At 62.9% G+C, this 16,471-nt stretch carries 12 protein-coding genes; 1 reads left to right on the top strand and 11 read right to left on the bottom strand.

What is annotated here, in order from left to right:
• The first annotated feature begins 139 nt into the window (after nucleotides 1-139).
• Complete coding sequence (locus tag Q4S41_RS05495; RefSeq protein ID WP_305030100.1) at nucleotides 140-847, top strand: SAM-dependent methyltransferase; 708 nt, start codon at nucleotides 140-142, stop codon at nucleotides 845-847.
• A gap of 101 nt (nucleotides 848-948) precedes the next feature.
• Here Q4S41_RS05495 and Q4S41_RS05490 read toward each other — a convergent pair whose 3' ends face one another.
• The 11 genes from Q4S41_RS05490 to Q4S41_RS05440 all read right to left on the bottom strand — a co-directional run bounded on the left by Q4S41_RS05490 (nucleotide 949) and on the right by Q4S41_RS05440 (nucleotide 16,409).
• A complete protein-coding gene (locus Q4S41_RS05490; RefSeq protein ID WP_305030099.1) occupies nucleotides 949-2,316 on the bottom strand; it encodes an ammonium transporter in 1,368 nt (455 codons plus the stop codon).
• Nucleotides 2,317-2,433: 117 nt separating this feature from the next.
• Nucleotides 2,434-3,741: a sensor histidine kinase gene (locus Q4S41_RS05485; protein ID WP_305030098.1), complete on the bottom strand. Its 1,308-nt coding sequence runs from the start codon at nucleotides 3,739-3,741 to the stop codon at nucleotides 2,434-2,436.
• A gap of 166 nt (nucleotides 3,742-3,907) precedes the next feature.
• Nucleotides 3,908-5,293 carry a sigma-54-dependent transcriptional regulator gene (locus Q4S41_RS05480; protein WP_305030097.1) on the bottom strand — a complete coding sequence of 462 codons (1,386 nt, stop codon included), beginning with the start codon at nucleotides 5,291-5,293 and terminating at the stop codon, nucleotides 3,908-3,910.
• Between the two features lie 177 nt (nucleotides 5,294-5,470).
• Entirely contained in the window at nucleotides 5,471-6,178 is a 708-nt protein-coding gene (locus Q4S41_RS05475) for a head GIN domain-containing protein (RefSeq protein WP_305030096.1), read from the bottom strand.
• Nucleotides 6,179-6,290: 112 nt separating this feature from the next.
• On the bottom strand, nucleotides 6,291-7,490 hold the full coding sequence (locus Q4S41_RS05470; protein ID WP_305030095.1) for an ABC transporter permease: 1,200 nt from the start codon (nucleotides 7,488-7,490) through the stop codon (nucleotides 6,291-6,293).
• A 99-nt stretch (nucleotides 7,491-7,589) separates the two neighbouring features.
• Nucleotides 7,590-8,849, bottom strand: a complete 1,260-nt coding sequence (locus tag Q4S41_RS05465) for an ABC transporter permease (RefSeq protein WP_305030094.1) — start codon at nucleotides 8,847-8,849, stop codon at nucleotides 7,590-7,592.
• Nucleotides 8,850-9,005: 156 nt separating this feature from the next.
• Entirely contained in the window at nucleotides 9,006-9,674 is a 669-nt protein-coding gene (locus Q4S41_RS05460) for an ABC transporter ATP-binding protein (RefSeq protein ID WP_305030320.1), read from the bottom strand.
• A 110-nt stretch (nucleotides 9,675-9,784) separates the two neighbouring features.
• A complete protein-coding gene (locus tag Q4S41_RS05455; protein ID WP_305030093.1) occupies nucleotides 9,785-11,200 on the bottom strand; it encodes a TolC family protein in 1,416 nt (471 codons plus the stop codon).
• A gap of 58 nt (nucleotides 11,201-11,258) precedes the next feature.
• On the bottom strand, nucleotides 11,259-12,506 hold the full coding sequence (locus Q4S41_RS05450) for an efflux RND transporter periplasmic adaptor subunit (RefSeq protein WP_305030092.1): 1,248 nt from the start codon (nucleotides 12,504-12,506) through the stop codon (nucleotides 11,259-11,261).
• Nucleotides 12,507-12,669: 163 nt separating this feature from the next.
• On the bottom strand, nucleotides 12,670-13,812 hold the full coding sequence (locus Q4S41_RS05445) for a PepSY-associated TM helix domain-containing protein (RefSeq protein WP_305030091.1): 1,143 nt from the start codon (nucleotides 13,810-13,812) through the stop codon (nucleotides 12,670-12,672).
• 221 nt (nucleotides 13,813-14,033) lie between these two features.
• The gene (locus Q4S41_RS05440; RefSeq protein ID WP_305030090.1) at nucleotides 14,034-16,409 is read right to left on the bottom strand and encodes a TonB-dependent receptor; all 2,376 of its coding nucleotides are present in this window, start codon (nucleotides 16,407-16,409) and stop codon (nucleotides 14,034-14,036) included.
• Nucleotides 16,410-16,471 lie beyond the last annotated feature (62 nt).

Raw genomic sequence — 16,471 nt, 5'->3', positions numbered from 1 at the left:
GGGGCGATTTTTTTTATTTGACTGTCCTTCAATCCCGGCTTCTTCAATCCTCCTGGCCCGCCGCTGCGCCGTCATTTCAGGCAGCGGCGCCCAGGTTTCCGGAGCGGAGGCGTTCCTTTGCGGCTCTTACTTTTTTTCAATGCCCGCGCTCTTCCTCATCCCTACGCCCCTGGCCGACGACACGGCTCCGCAGGTGCTGCCGCCGCAGGTGGTGGCCGCCGTGGCCACCCTCCCCTACTTTCTGGTCGAGAATGCCCGCACGGCCCGCCGCTTCGTGAAAAGTGTGGCCCCGCACCGCGTCATCGAGGACATCCGCTTCGTTGTCATTGATAAAGACAGCACCGATGCCGAAGTAAAAGCTGCCCTCATTCCCCTGGTGAAAGAAGGCATCGACGCCGGCATTCTGAGCGAAGCCGGCTGTCCCGGCATCGCCGACCCCGGCGCGGCGCTGGCGCGGGAGGCGCACCGGCAAGGCCTGCGGGTAGTGCCGCTGGTAGGGCCGTCGTCGCTGCTACTGGCGCTGATGGCTTCCGGGCTGAATGGGCAGCAATTTGCGTTTCACGGCTATCTGCCCATCGAGAAAGCGCCGCGCGTGGCCGCCATCAAGGCACTGGAGAAGGAGGCGCAACAGCGGCAGCAGTCGCAACTGTTTATTGAAACGCCTTACCGCAACGGAGCTTTGTTTACCGATTTGCTGGCGCATTTGCAGCCGGGCACCCGCCTGTGCGTGGCAGCCGATGTGACCGGCGCGGGCGAGTTTATCAAGACGCTGGCGGTTTCGGACTGGAAGCGGCTGCCAGCCCCGGAGCTGCACAAGATTCCGACGGTGTTTGTGCTGGGGACGTAGCGCCTTCTGTCATCCTGAACACAGCGAAGGACCTTTTCACGCCTGAACAATTCGTTCTAACGTGAGAAGGTCCTTCGCTGCGTTCAGGATGACAGAAGGCGCTACGAGGCCCGCACCACGTAGCGCAACTCGCTCTCCGGCACGGCCTCCGGCGCCACGGGCAATACCGTTTCCCCGTGCTGGCTCATGTCGAGGCCATCGGCTTCGTGCATGGCATTGACGCGGATGGGAATGAGCAGGTTGGTAAACTTATAGAGCAGGTAGGAACCGCCGAAGGTGAACACCGAGATGAAGGCCAGCGCGCCGAGGTGCTTCAGGAGCAGCGTCGCGTCGCCGGTGGTGGCGAGGCCGCCTTCTTTGGCGAAAATGGCCGTGAGAATCATGCCCACAATGCCGCCCACGCCGTGGCAGGGGAATACGTCCAGGGTGTCATCGAGCGTCGTTTTATTCTTCAAATCGACCGCGCCGGCGCTGATGGCCGCCGACACCACGCCAATAAACAGAGCCGGACCGTAGCTCACATAGCCCGCCGCCGGGGTGATGGCCACCAGACCCACTACCGCGCCAATGGCCGCGCCCGCCGCCGAGGGCCGCTGCCCGCGCACGGCCTCAATCATCATCCAAGTGAGCATGGCAGCGGCCGAGGCCAGGTGCGTGGTCATGAATGCCTGCACGGCCGTGGCATTGGCCGCCAGCGCGGAGCCGGCGTTGAAGCCGAACCAGCCAAACCACAGCAGGCCCGTGCCGATGAGGATAAACGGCACGTTGGGCGGCACGTGGGTGTGGCCTTCGAGGTGGGTGCGGCGGCGGCCCAGGGCCAGTGCGCCCGCCAGCGCCGCAAAGCCGGCCGAGATATGCACCACCGTGCCGCCCGCGAAGTCCAGGATGCCCCACTTGAAGAGGAAGCCGTCGGGGTGCCAGGTCCAGTGGGCCAGCGGGCAATAGATGCACAGACTAAAGAGGCACATGAACAGCAGGTAGCCCCAGAAGCGAATGCGCTCGGCGAAGGCGCCGCTGATGAGGGCCGGCGTAATGATGGCAAACTTCAGCTGGAACGCCGCAAACAGCACCAGCGGCAGGTTGGTGGCCAGGCGCGGGTGCGGGGCCGTGCCCACGTTGTTGAACATGAAAAACGTGAGCGGATTGCCGATAACGCCCCCAATGCTGTCGCCAAAGGCCAGCGAAAAGCCCACCACGTACCACAGTATCGAAATCACGCCCAGCGCGATGAAGCTCTGCAGCATGGTCGAAATCACGTTGCGCTTGCTCACCATGCCGCCGTAGAAAAAGGCGAGGCCCGGCGTCATGAGCAGCACGAGGCCGGAGGCGGAGAGCATCCAGGCCAGGTCGGCGGGATTGAAGGCGTCGGGCTTGGCGTCGGGGTGGCTTTGGGGCAGGAAGGCGGCGAGGCCGGCCAGTAGCAGGATAACGCCCAGGCAGGCCGTGGCTAAATATTGTTTGCGCGTCATAACGGGAGCGTAATTAGGGGCTACTCCACGAAATTAATACTCAAATTTCAAATCACCCCTCTAAAACATAAGGGCATTCGGCAATATTTACCTTTTGGCACCACCAAACACCTTCATTTACGAAGCCTCCATTTCAATGACAAATTGCGTGCGCTGGGCAGCATTCGTTTCGAGCCGGAACCGAAAGCCGTGCCCGAGCAGAATGTCCCGGACCAGCGTGAGGCCGATGCCCTGCCCGTCGCGCTTGGTGCTGAAGAAGGGGGTGAAAAGCATTTGGCTCACCTCGGCGGTGAGGCCGGGCCCGTCGTTTTCGATGACGACGGTGAGCGGCCGGGCGGTAGTTCGCACCCAGATGTTGCCCTGCTGACCAATGGCCTCAAGGGCATTTTTAGCGATGTTGAGCAGTACTTGCTCCAGCTGCAGAGCATCGAAGGAGGCGATGAGCGGCGCGTCAGCAAAATCCAGGTGCCAGCGAATTCGGCGCTCCTCGCTCTGGGGCTGGAGCAGCCGGCAGATGCTGCGTAGCAGGGCGTGCAGGTCGGTGGGAAGCGGCGCGGGAGCGGGCAGCCGCACAAGGCGCGCGAAGCTGCCGATGAAGTTGGCCAGCTGGGTATTGCGGGCAATGCTTACCTCCAGGGCCTGGGTGAAGTCGGGCTGGTCGGCGGCATCGAGCTGAGGGGCGTAGTAGGCGAAGCTGTGCAGAATGGAGTTGATGGCGCCGATGGAGTTGTTGATTTCGTGCGACATCATCCGAATCAGCTTGCCATATGCCTGCTTCTCCTGCTGCATCAGCTCCTGGGTCAGCTCTTCGAGTAGCAGGAAGCGGCGCACGAATCCTCTGTCGTAGAAATGCGCGGCTTGCACCCGGTAGGTTTGCAGGCCCGAGAGTTGCAGGGCCTGCGGCTGGTTTTCGATGAGCTGGGCCAGGACCGGGCCCCATGCTCCGGGCAACTCAACCGGCGCGCGGCCCAGCAGGGCAGCGGCGGGCTGGGCCAAAAACCGCTCGGCGGCGGGGTTCACGCTTTCGATGCGGCCTTCGAAATCGAGGATGAGCACGCCGGCCGGCGAGGCCTGAATGAGGCGCTCAAGCAGGAAGCTTTTTTCGTGCTGGCTCACGCGCTCCTGCCGCAGCTCGTCAATCATCCGGTTGTAGACGCCGATGAGCTGGTCCATCTCGCGCTGGCCCACGGGCACGAACTTCATGCTGAAATCTTTGGCCTGAATGGCCGCCGTGCCCGCCGCAATCAGCTCGAACGGCCGCACAAAGCCCCGGTACAGCCGCACGGCCAGGTAAATACTGCCAATCAGCAGCACCTCGCTGCCGAAAAACAGGTACAGATTGGTGGTGCGCACCTGCCACGCCAGCGCGATGAGTACGGCGTGAATAAGCGTGACGAAAAGCAGGAACTGGAGGCGAAGGGACATGTATTCAGCGCGGCCAAATGTCGGTAATCAAAGAACGTCATGCAGAGCGCCGCGAAGCATCTTTACCGCGCAATGCAAATCAATTACTGCTGCGGTAAAGATGCTTCGCGGCGCTCTGCATGACGTTCAACGGCGGAGGCAGGCCCTACCGGGTATGCCGCCGCCCCTACTCGTCATAGGGTATGCCGTGCTTTTCAAACCTCCTGTACAAAGCCCCGCGGCTCAGTCCCAGCGCCTTGGCCACGCGGCTGATGTTGCCGTCGTAGTGCGTCAGGCTCTGGCGAATCATCTGGGCCTCCAGCTCGTCCAAGGTCATGGTGCCGGGGGTGGGCAGTTCGCCGGGCGCGGGGGCACGGGCGGGCAGGCGCTGGGCATTGGCCTGGAAATCTTCGGGGCCTAATTCGTCCTTGCCGCTGACAAGAACAGCGCGCTCCACCAGGTTTTTCAGCTCGCGGATGTTGCCGGGCAGCGCTTGCTCGCGCAGCCAGTGCAGGGCGCGGGTACCCACCTTCAGGGCCGGGCGGCGGTAGGTGGCGCGCAGCTGGTCGACGAAGTGCTGGGCCAGCAATGGAATGTCCTGGGCGCGCTCGCGCAGGGCGGGCAAGCGCACCGTAATCAGGTTGATGCGGTAGAACAGGTCTTCGCGGAAACGGCCCTGCTGCACCAACTCGGCCAGGTTGCGGTTGGTGGCGGCGATGACGCGGATGTCGAGGCGGCGCGGCTTGCTGTCGCCCAGCACTTCATAGGTACGGTCCTGCAGCACGCGCAGCAGCTTCACCTGACTGGCCAGCTCCAGCTCGCCGATTTCATCGAGGAAGATGGTGCCACCATTGGCCAGCTCGAAGCGGCCCACGCGGTCGGCCTTGGCGTCGGTGAAGGCGCCGCGCCGGTGGCCAAACATTTCACTCTCAAACAAGCTGCTCGAAATCCCGCCGAGGTTCACCTTCACGAAAGGCTGCTGGCGGCGCTGGCTGTTGCGGTGAATGGCCTCGGCGATGAGCTCCTTGCCGGTGCCGCTTTCGCCCTCGATGAGCACTGAGGCATCGGTGGCGGCCACCTGGCCCACGTTGCGTAGCACGTGCAGCAGCTGCTCGTCGTGGCCAATAATGTCGGCGAAGCGGTACTGCTTGTCGAGCTGGCGGCGGCTGGCGGCGGGGCCGTCGGGGGCCGCGTCGGGGGTGGCATCCTGCACGGCCAGCACGGTGCGAATGGTCTGGAGCAGCGCGTCGTTGTGCCAGGGCTTGGTCACGAACTCGGCGGCGCCGGCCTTCATGCCCTCCACGGCCAGGCTGATGCTGCCCCAGCCGGTGATGAGGATGACGGGCACCTGCGGGGCCAGGTGCTTCACCTCGCGTAGCAGGGCCAGGCCGTCTTCACCGGTGGTGGCCAGGGAGTAATTCATGTCCATCAACACCAACTGCGGGGCGGCTTCGCGCACGGCGGCCAGGGCCTCGGCGGGCGTGGCCACGGCTTGCGCGGGGTAGCCGGCCTGCTTTAGCAGCAGCCTGAGCGAGGTGCGAACGGCGAGGTCATCGTCGACGATGAGAAACATGAGTGCAGAAAGGAAGGAAAAGGAAATAAAGTGTGGTATCAGCACGTCATGCAGAGCGCAGCGAAGCATCTTGCCCGCAGTAAGTAATCCAGATTAAGGATTTTAGTGGTGGCAGGCAAGATACTGCGCTCTGCATGACGTTCTTCGTTAGTGCCTTACAATAGGCAAGCAGTCTGTCTACCGGCTCTTCACGCTGCCGCCACTGCTGGTGTGCTTCGTCACCTGGGGCGAGCCGCTGTAGCGCACGTCACCGCCGCTGCTGGCGTTGGCCACCAGCTTGTCCTGCACGGCCACGGCCACGGTGCCGCCGCTCGAAGCGTGGGCGTCGCAGGTGGCGGCTTGCACGTCCTGGCCCTTGAAGACGCCGCCGCTGGAAGCCTGCACATCCAGGCTTTGCACCTTGCCGCCGAGGCTGGCCACGGCGCCACTGCTCACGCTGGCTTTCACGCTTTTGCCGGTGAAGCTGGGGGCCGAGACAACGGCCCCCGAAGAGGCTTCCAGGTCGAAATCGCCGGCGGCGTACTCGTTTTTCACCTCCACCCGCGAGCCGCTGCTGGCCTCGATGCCGGTGAGTGGCGCGGCCACGATGCTCACGCGCAGGTTGCGTGGGCGGTTGTCTTTGCTCCAGCTTTCGTTCAGCTTGTGCTCGAAGCTCACGCGGAGCACACCATCGCTCACGTCCGTTTTGAGGCGGTTGAGGAATTCTTCGTTGTCGGCGCTGGCTTCCACGCGCTGCGTGCTGCCCGAAACGAGTGTGACCTGCACGCCATCGGAAACTTTGAGGGCGCGGAAGGCGCCCACAACGCGCACTTCCGGGGCGGTTTGGGCGAGGGCGGGCACCAGGGCCAGCAACCAGAGCAGGGCGAGAGCAAGGAAGTTTTTCATAAAACTGCAGAGTGAAAAAGTGAGAAAAGTGACTGGATTCGGAGAGACAGATGCAGCCGGGGCGGCCGGGGTTGCCCGGGCGTAGCGCGGACTTTGTAGTCCGCGCTACAATTTACTCCTCGCGCAGGGCCAAGGCCGGCTGAATGGCCGCCGCCAGCCGGCTGGGCTGCCACGCGCACAGCGCCGTGATGAGATACACCGCGCCCGCCGCCGCCGCAATGGCCAATACATAAGGCTGCGTGGCCAAATCGAAGGCGTGGAGCAGCGGGAACTGCGCCGCCAGCAGCGTGCCCAGCAGCACCCCAAAGGTCGTCACCACCATCATTTCGCCCAGAAACTGCCAGCCGATGCCCGCGCCCGTGGCCCCCATGGCGCGCCGCAGCCCAATCTCGGCCCGGCGCTGGCTGATGTTGTACCACAGCACCCCAAACAAGCCCAGCGCCACGTTGATAATCAGAAACAGGCCCATGAGGCACAGGCCCACCACCGGCACCAGCGTATATAAGCGGCGGTGCAGGCGGTCGTCTTCCATCACGCGCACCTCGGTGCTCCATTGCCGCGTGACGCCGGCCACGGTGCGGGCTATTTTTTCCTGCAACATGCCGCCCTGGCCCGGCGCCACGCGCACCAGCACGGCGGCCGTTTCCCAGTGGGTGGTGTCGTAGGGAATGAGGCGCTTCCACACGCTGGGAATGGCCTCGTCGAAATCGGTCGTCATCCGCACGTTGTCCACCACGCCCACCACCTGGAACTCGTCTTCGGGCTTGGTGGCCTTGCCGGGGATGTTGTAGGTGAAGATTTTGCCCAGCGCCGGCTCGTCGCCAAACAAGTACTGGCGCATGTTTTCGCTGATGACCACGGGGCGGTGGTGGGTGCCGTCGTCGCCCGGCGCAAACCAGCGGCCCTCGCGCAGGCGCAGGCGCAGGGCTTCGGCGTAGTGGTCGTCGGCGTCGTAGGTATTGGCAAAGGGCGTTTTGCGGCCCTTGTACACGAAGTCCGAGTTGTTGGTGTTGAAGGTAAAGGGCAGGTTGTTGCTGGTCAGGGCCACGGTTTGCACGCCGGGCAGGGCCTTTACCTGGCGCAGCACGTCGTCGAGCTCGGCGCGGGGCATCTTCTGGCCCTGGCCGGCGCGCACCAGCAGCCGCCACACCTGCGTGGGCTCGAAACCGCGCGGGGCCATGTAGTTTCGGCCGGCGGTGATGAGCACCGTGCCCACCCCAAACAGCACCACGAACGAGAAAAAGATTTCGGAAATCAGCAGCAGGTTGGCCCGCTTGCGGTTCCAGATGAGGGTGAAGAGATGGCGAAGCATGGGGTTGGGCAATTATGAATTAATAATTATGAATTATGAATTGAGTGTCATGAATCATGGGCGAGGCCTCTGGCCAATTCATAATTTTTAATTCATAATTCATTTTTGCTCCCCGCCGCCGCGCAGGGCGGCCACGGGGTTGAGGCGCGACATTTTCCAGGCCGGGTACACGCCGCTCATCAAGCCGAAGAGCAGGGTGAGCGCCATGCCCCAGCCAAACACGCTCCAGCTCAGCGCGAAGTGCGCATAGGCAATGGGGTGCGCCTCGTTGACGAGGGCCAGGGCGCCGGCGGCCAGGCCCAGGCCCAGCAGCCCGCCCACCAGGGCCAGCACCAGGTTCTCGACCAGGAACTGCCCCACCAAATCGCCGCCCGCCGCCCCGAAGGCCTTGCGCACCCCAATCTCGCCCGAACGTTCGAGAATGCGCGTCACGTTCAGGTTCACCAGGTTCAGCACCGGCAGCAGCATAAACAGCAGCGCCAGCCCGCCCACCAGCGTGTAAAACTTGGCGAGGTGGTCATCGCGCAGGCTGGGCTCGCTGCCCAGAAACCCCCGGGTAACACCCGGCACAATGGGGTCGGCGTAGGAATAAATGGCCTTCACCTCCTTAGGCCGCGGAATGGGAATCCGCTTCATCATCTGCTGGTACTCGGCGCTCACGGCCGGCACCGCCGCCGCCGAGGGCGCCAGCAGCACCACCAGAAACTCGCCTTCCAGCCGGTTGTCCTTGAAGTACTGCGGGCTCAGCGTGTAGGGCACCCACACGTCGGCGTAGGCATACACCTGGGCGGCCGACACATTGCGCACCACGCCCGCCACCCGGTAGCGCTTCAGGTCGATTTCGATGGTCTGCCCCACCACGTCGGTGCGGCCGAAGTAGGCCCGGGCCGTGGCCTCGTTGATGACGCACACGCGCTGGGCCTGCGCCACCTCGGCGGCCGTGAAGGCACGCCCGCCCAGGAAATCATAGTCCATGATTTGCCAGAGGTTGCTGTCGGTATAAGCCATGTCCAGCGGCAGCAATTTGCTCTTGGTGAAGGCCGTGGCATTGGCCGAGGCCGTGGTGATGCCCACCTTTTCGGGCGTTTTGAGCTTGCGCACGTAATCGTCCACGAAGTGGATGCTCGTGAGTTGGCTCATCCAGCCGTGGCCGTCGGCCATCTCGTGCCGAAGGGTGTTCACGAACAGCATCCGGTCCACGCGCTTCATCGGCGCGGTCGGCCCCACCGCGTGGTCGTACATGGCCATCACCACCAGCAGAATCATCAGCGTGAAGCTTACGCCAAACAGGCTGATGAAGGTGAAGAATTTGCGGCGCATGAGCACCTTCCAGGCAATTTTTAAGTAGCTTAAAAGCATGGCTTTGTTTATTTTATCAGGAACGTCAAACAGCAAACCGTCATGCTGAGCGCAGCCGAAGCATCTCTACCGCAGCAGTAATCCCATTGTGAAAACGAAGCGGTAGAGATGCTTCGACTGCGCTCAGCATGACCGTTCGGGAGTTTTCTATTCCTTTCAGCTCACTTGGCTGCCGTCGAAGAAGCGGATGACGCGCTCGGTCTTGAGGGCCTGCTGCTCGTCGTGGGTCACCATTACCACGGTCACGCCCTCCTGCCGGTTCAGGGCCAGCAGCAGGTCCATTATTTCCTCGCCCATCACCGAGTCGAGGTTGCCCGTCGGCTCATCGGCCAGAATGATTTCCGGCCCGCCGGCCAGGGCCCGCGCAATGGCCACCCGCTGCCGTTGCCCGCCGCTCAACTGGCCCGGAAAATGACCCGTGCGGGCGCTCAGCCCCACTTTGTCGAGGGCAGCGAGGGCGCGCTGGCGGCGTTCCTTGCCGCTCATGCCCTTGCGGTAAAGCAGCGGCACCTCCACGTTGTCCACCACCGAAAGGTCGTTTATGAGGTGGTAGCTCTGGAAAACGAAGCCGATTTTCAGGTTGCGCAGCCCTGCCAGCTCGCGGTCGGAATACGACTGCACGGCGCGGCCGTCCACTTCAATCGTGCCGCTGGTCGGCTCATCAAGCAAGCCCATCAAACTGAGCAAGGTCGATTTGCCGCAGCCGCTGGGCCCCATGATGGACACGAACTCGCCCCGGTTGATGGTCAGGTTCACCTGGTTCAGCGCCACCGTCTCGATGGTTTTGGTCTGGTACACCTTTTCGATGTTGGTGAGCCGAAGCACGGGCGGGGCCGCTTGGCCAGTGAGCGGCTGCGGGCGGGTTTCGGTGGTGGGAATGAGCAGATTTTCCATGAGAAAAAGGTGAGAAAAGCGCGTGAATAGGTTGAAATAGCTTAGCGAGTGGCCACAATGGGCGCCTGTCGCTCAAAATCATACAGTGTGAGGGCGCGCAGCCGGAAATGCGCCACCCAGCACGCGCGCAGGGCAAAAATGTAGTCGCGCTTAGCGCCGTCCTTGGCGTTGGAGGCCAGGCTCAAATCGGTGAGGCTGATGCGGCCGAGCAAGTAGGTGGCGCGGGCAATGTCGTAGCGGCGCTGGGCGATGGAATCGGCCCTGCCGGCCAGGTGCAGCTGCTGGGCCAGCGTAGCAAACTGGCTGGCCTGCGTGAGCACCGTTTGCTCGAAGGTGCGCTCTTCCTGGGCCACGGTGTGCTGGGCCTGGTCGCGGGCCAGCTCGGCGGTTTTGATGATGGAGTGCTGCCGGCCCCAGTCCACCAGCGGCATCGAGAAGGCCAGCGCCACCTGCTGCTGGTTTTGCAGGTTGAGGTAGGTGGCGCCGAGGCTGGTGGCCTGGTTCACGTAGCCGGTGTTGGCCGTGAGCGTGGCCCGGAAGCCGGTGGTGCCGCGCGCCTGGGCCACGTCGCGCTCGGCCTGCAGCAAGCGGCGGCGAAAGGCGAGCGTGGCGCTGCGGTTTTGGCGGGCCTGCTCCAGCGCCAGGGTGGGCGCCACGGCCGGCTGGGGCGCGGGGTCGGGCACGGCCAGCGCGGGCGCATCGGTCAGGCCTGTGTAAGCTTGCAGGTCGACAGTGGCGTTTTCGGCGTTGAGCTGGGCCTGAGTTTGGGCCTGGCGGGCGTTCAACTGGTTCAGTTCCAACTGCAGCAAGTCGCTCTGCGAGAGCCGGCCCAGCCGGTACCGCTCTTGGCCGATGCGCAGCAGCTCGGCCGTGGCCTGAGCATTCTGGCGGGCCACTTCGGCGTTCACCTGTTGCAGCAGCACGTCGAAATACAGTTCCGTGACGCGCTGAGCAATGGTTTCGCGCTCCTCCACATACTGACGCTGGCTTTCCTGGTAGCGCAGCGGTTCGATGCGCCGCGCCCAGCGCAGGGCGTTGAACTGGCCCAGTGGCTGCGTGAGGCCCATTGTAAAGGGCTGGTTGTTATACCGCCGCAGCGAACCGTTGAAATCATCGAACCGCTGCACCTGCGAGCCCACAAACACCTGCCCGCCCGTCAGGCCAATGTTCTGGCTCAACGTCAGGGCCAAATCTGAATTATTAATACGAACCGACTGGAAGCTGGTGGTACCATCGGGCTGCACCACGGGCAAAATCACCCGGCTGAAATTGGGCAGCGTACCCGCCAAGCCCAGTTGCGGCCGGTAGTTGGCCTGGTAGCCGCGCCAGGCCCAGTAGCCGGTTTCGCGGTTGGTGTAGGCCTGCTGGCCCACGGCCGAACGGTCGAGCGCTTGGGCAATAACCTGTTCGAGCGTGAGCGTACTTCCCGGCTGATTCACCAGAGTTTGCGCACGCAAGGGCGGGCTTAGCAGCGTCAGTAAGCTCAGAATAAAGAGGATAATTGGCTTCATCGTCTTAATCCTTCAGCTTGAGTTCGGGCGTGTCCACATGGTCCTTCATGTCCGACACAATAATCTCCTCGCCCGCACGCAAGCCACTCAGCACCTGCACGTAGTCGAAGTTGCTGTCGCCGAAGCGCACCGTGCGGCGCACCGCCCGGCCATCGGCCAGCACAAACACCGGCTGCTCTTTACCACCCAGATAGTACGGCCCGTTTTTCACGCGCAGCACGCCGTGGTGGGCGCGCGTCACCACAAATACATCGGCTCGCAGGTTGGCCCGCAAGGCCGGGTGGTGCGGGTTGTCAAGCTGGGCGTAGAAGGTCACCACGCCCTTGTCCACGCTCGGGCTCACCGTGCTGATGGTGCCGCGCAGGTCGGTGTCGTTGGCGCGCACTACCACGGGGTCGCCGGGGTGCAGGGCCTCGGCGTAGCTGTCCGAAATGGTGGCGCGCACCCGGAAGCTGCTCAGGTCGGCCACGCGGGCCAGCGGGTCGCCGGCCTGCACGGTGGTGCCGATGTTCTCGTTCACCCAAGTCAGTACGCCCGGCTGCTGGCTGCTGATGTTGGCCTGCCGCAGCTTGCCGGCCAGTTCCGCAATGCTGCGCTGCTGCATCGATACGGTGTAGCCCAACTCGCGCACGTCGGCCGCGTTGGAGCGCTGCTGGGTCTGAATCTGGCGGGCCAGGCGTTGGGCTTCTAGCTGGGCCACGGTGAGGTTGAGCTCGGCCTGGCGCACGTTTTCGGCGGTGCCGCCGCCTATTTTCAGGAGCTGCTGCTCGTCGCGCAGCGTCGATTGCAGGCTGCGCACTTTGGCGCCCTGCACCTCGGCCTGGGTGCGCAGGTCGTTCAGGCTGCGCTCCAGAGTGAGCTGCAGCTGGGAGTTCTTGTTTTGGTTGCGCAGCTGCTCGTCGTCGAGCTTGGCTAGTGAGGAATTGGCCAACTCCTTATCCAGCTCCAGAATGGTTTCGCCGGGCTTTACCTTGGCCCCCACCGCCACCGCCACCCGCCGGATGGAGCTCTGAATGGGGCTCGTCAGCACCGCCTCGTGGCCCGGAATCACGGTGCCGGCGGCGGTAAGGGAGGCTTCCACGTCGCCGGTTTCCACGGTGGCCGTCTGCAAAATGGCTCGGCTGATGCTGGGTTTCAGCACCGTGCGAAACGCCAATACTACTCCCAGCGCCAGCACCGTCAGGCCGGCCAGCAGGAGCCAGCGGTGGCGCTTGCGTTGGGTTTGAATAGAATCGGCAATAGCTCTGTCCATTTTTGTGCAGAAATCAGGGAAGTTTCTACACCTAAGGCCAAGGCCTGTGCCAATTTCGTAATATCTTGTCTATCAATTTAATATTGACTGATAAGCTAAATAATATTCGTTAAAATCTGTCCATTTCCGGACAGCGTGTTCCCTTGCGGACGGCCCGGTGCTTCTAAGCGGACACAGCCTGGCGCTTTTTCCCGCCGGTCTTACTCTTCTGCTTGCGGCCCCACCACAGCACGGTGCCCGTCACGGGCAGGCTGGCCGAAATCAGGCTGGCCAGAAAGGCGACAATTTTGCCACCCAGGCCCAGAATCTGGCCCGTGTGCAGGTCGTAGTTCATGTCCGACAGCTTGCCGCCGTTGCTTTGGTTGGCATGCAAGCGGGCCTGCAACACCTGCCCCGACACGGGGTGGAAGGCATATTGGTCGCGGTGATAATAGTGCAGGGTTTTCTGGTAAGCCCAGCAGTAAGCCGGGGCTTTGCCAGTGCCGGCCGGCCCGATGAGCACCATCTCGGCCTGCGGCGAGCGTTGCCGCACCGTGCGGTAAATCACGTCGGGCAGCGGCTGGGCGGCGGCCGTCACGGCTTGTAGCGTATCAACTTTCGCCACTACTTTCTCCTCTGGGTACGTCCGGCCACCATTCGCCACCAGCTCAGCCGATTCGAGCAGCACCGGGAAAATCATGAACAGGCCCGTGAGCGCCAGCAGCCCGGCCACACTGGCCACATAAAAGCCCAACACGTTGTGCAAGTCATAGTTAACGCGCCGCCAGCGGGCGCCCCACTTGATGGTGAAGCGCTGCTTGCGTTCCTGCTTGCGCTTGGGCCACCACAACACCAGCCCCGTGCCCAGCATCAGCAGGAAGATGATGACGCTGCCGCCCACCACCCATTTAGCCACGGCTTCGGGAAGCAGCAAGGTCATGTGAATGGCCTGCACAATGCTGAAAAAGTGGTAGCGCAGGTTCTGTTCCTGCAATACCTGACCGGTGTAAGGGTTCAGCGACACCATCGTGGGCATCTGGGCCGAATCAGTGAAGAACACCGTGGCCGCCCGTTCGGGGCCAAAATACGTGGTCCACGTCGTGGCCGCCTTTACGCCGGGGTGCTTTGCCAATGCGGCTGCCTGCAGTCGCGAGGGCAGCAGCGGCGCGCTGGCCTGCGCCTCCACCTTGCGCCAGGGCTCCGTCAGGTCCCGGATTTCATCCTGAAACGTGAAAATGGCGCCCGTTAAACTCACGATAAACACCACCAGCCCCGAGGCCAGCCCCAGCCAGAGGTGCACTTTGCCGACGGATTGCTTGAGAGTCATGTCTTTGGGGCAGGTTACTGGGGGAAACCAGAACGTCATGCTGAGCTTGTCGAAGCATCTCTACCGCCTCGTTGCCCAGGACTCACCATACCCAGGCAACAAGGCTTCACAGTAGCTATTCGTTGCAGCGAAAGGTTTACTACTGCGGTAGAGATGCTTCGGCTTCGCTCAGCATGACCGTTCTCTTTGGATATTATTCAGCTGTTTATCAACAACAAACCCTAAAACTTGTACACCACCGAGCCCACGATGCTGCGCAGTTTCTGCGGGTTCATGGTGGTGTAGCCGGTCCAGTACTGCTTGTCGGTTAGGTTGTCCACTTTGGCCGAGAGGCGGTACTTGGGCTGGTCGTAGAAGATGCTGGCGTTGAGCACCGTGTAGCTGGGCAGCGTGAAGACGTTCGTGGTCGTGTTCTGCACGCGGTTTTCGTTGGCGTAGTTGCCGCCGAAGCCCAGGCCCAGGCCCTGCAGGGCGCCGGCCGGCTGGCGGTAGCTCAGCCAGGCATTGGCCAAGATGGGCGACGAAGCGGTGTTGGGCCGGCGGCCGTTCACGGTTTCATCCGGGGTTTCAAACTTCGAGTCGTTGTAGCCGAAGCCAGCCACCACGTTGAAGCCGCGCACCGGGTTGGCCACGATGCTCACGTCCACGCCCTTGCTGCGCTGGTTGGCATCCTGCACATCGATGGACCGGAAGGCGCGAGCGGCATCGTAGCCCACGTTCCGCAGCCGGTCCTTCACGTAAATGTCGTAGTAGCTCACCGTGGCGCTCAGGCGGCCGCCGGCGGCGTCCAGCTTCACGCCGCCTTCCCACTGGTTGGCGCGCTCCGGCCGGGCAATCTGGGTGTTGCCGTCCGTGGTCAGGTACACGCCCAGGTTGGTGAAGCTGTTCTGGTAGTTGGCAAACAACGCCACCCGGTCCTTCACCGGCTGAAACACCACGCCGAACTTCGGCGATACCACCGTTTGGGTGTAAGCCTCAACCGGCGAGTAGTACAGCCCACCTTTGTTGTCGATGTGGTCGAGGCGCACGGCGGCCAGCACGCTCAGCTGCTCCGTCAGGTTCAGCACATCCGACGCAAAGGCGCTGTACGTGTTCGACTTGGTGTTCACGATGTAGTTGCCCGGTGCCTGGGCGGCGTAGCGGGCGGCCACGGCCGGGCCATTGAAGCCGTTGCGGTAGTTAAAGCCGGGGATGGCATTGGCCAGGGGCACCACGTCAATGTCGCCGCCCAGGAAATGCACGTCCGAATCAACGCGCAGATAATCAAGGCCCAATACAACGCGGTTGCGCAAGCGGCCCAGCTGAAAATCACCGTTAAACAGCTGCTGTACTTCAAAAAGCTGACGGCGGCTATTCTGCGTCGATTGGTCGGCCCGCGCCAGGAAGTTGGACTGCGCCGGCAGGGTGCTGAAGCCCGTAGCCACCGCATCGGGCAGCAGGTAGAAGTACGGCCCGTTGCCGTTCGAGAAGCTATGGCTGCTGGTCAGATAAGTAGTTGAAGTGAAGACCGACGAAATGCGGTACTGCACCTGCCCAAACAGGTTGGTGCTGCGCGAATCCTGCACCAAACCGGGCCCCGTGTACGACTGCCGGTAGTCGAGCGGCGCCTTGTCGGCCCGGTCAAAGCCCAGCGCGGCCGACGGGTAGTAGAAGAAGAACATCTGCTTGCCGGTGCCCGAGCCCTTGTAAATCTCGGCGTCCACGTTCACTGTCAGACGGTCATTGGGGCGCCATTGCAGGCTCGGGGCCACGGCCAGGTTCTTGTTGAAGCCGGTGTAGCCGCGGGTCTGGTAGCTGTCTTCGTAGGTGTAGGCCGTGTTCAGACGAAAGGCCAGGGTTTTGGGCTGGTCGGCGGGGGCGTTGGCATCCACCAGGTTCACGTCGGCGCTCACGCGGTGGAAGGCGTAGCTGCCGCCCGCCACCGTCACTTCACCGCCGAAGGTATCGAGCGGCTTCTTGGTCACACGGTTCATCAGCCCGCCGTATGATGTGAGCGCGCTGCCAAACAGCGTGCCCGACGGCCCTTTGATAACTTCCAGCTTTTCCAGATTGATGGCATCGATGTCGCTGGTCACGTTGCCGGCCACGCCGTTGCGCAGCTGGCTGCTCAGGATGAAGCCCCGGCTGCTGTAGAAGCCGCCGCCATCGCCGCCGCGGCCCGTGGCGTCCCACATTTTCTGCAGGCCCGGCACGTTGCGCGTCGCATCGTCGGCCGTGAAAACCAACTGCTCGGTCAGCAATTCCTTGCCCACGGTGGCATACACTTGCGGGTTTTCCAGGTTGCGGAGCGGCATCTTGGCCACGTACTCCGACGAGCGGCGCACGAACTTATTGGCGCGGTCGCCCTGCACGGTCACCTCATTCAATTCCTCCGAGTTTTCAGTCAGCGTGAAATTCTGGGTGATGGGCAAGCCCGACGGCACCGTCACGCGGCGCTCCTGGGTGGTGTGGCCCACCAGCCGCACTGTGAGCGTGTGCGTGCCCGGCGCCACATTTCCAATTTCAAAATTCCCATTCGCATCGGTGCTGGCGCCAGCGCCCGTGCCCGTCACCACCACCGAGGCCCCAATGGCCGGCTGGCCCGAATTAATCGTCACCCGGCCCTGAACACCGCCCGGTCCCTGAGCCCGCACCGAACCGATTGTTAACGTTAAAAAGC

Origin of the sequence: Hymenobacter convexus, from assembly GCF_030580955.1 — a bacterium.
Classification (GTDB): domain Bacteria; phylum Bacteroidota; class Bacteroidia; order Cytophagales; family Hymenobacteraceae; genus Hymenobacter.
The sequence above is the reverse complement of the archived record's forward strand: the minus strand, read 5'-3'. Positions and strand labels throughout refer to the sequence as shown.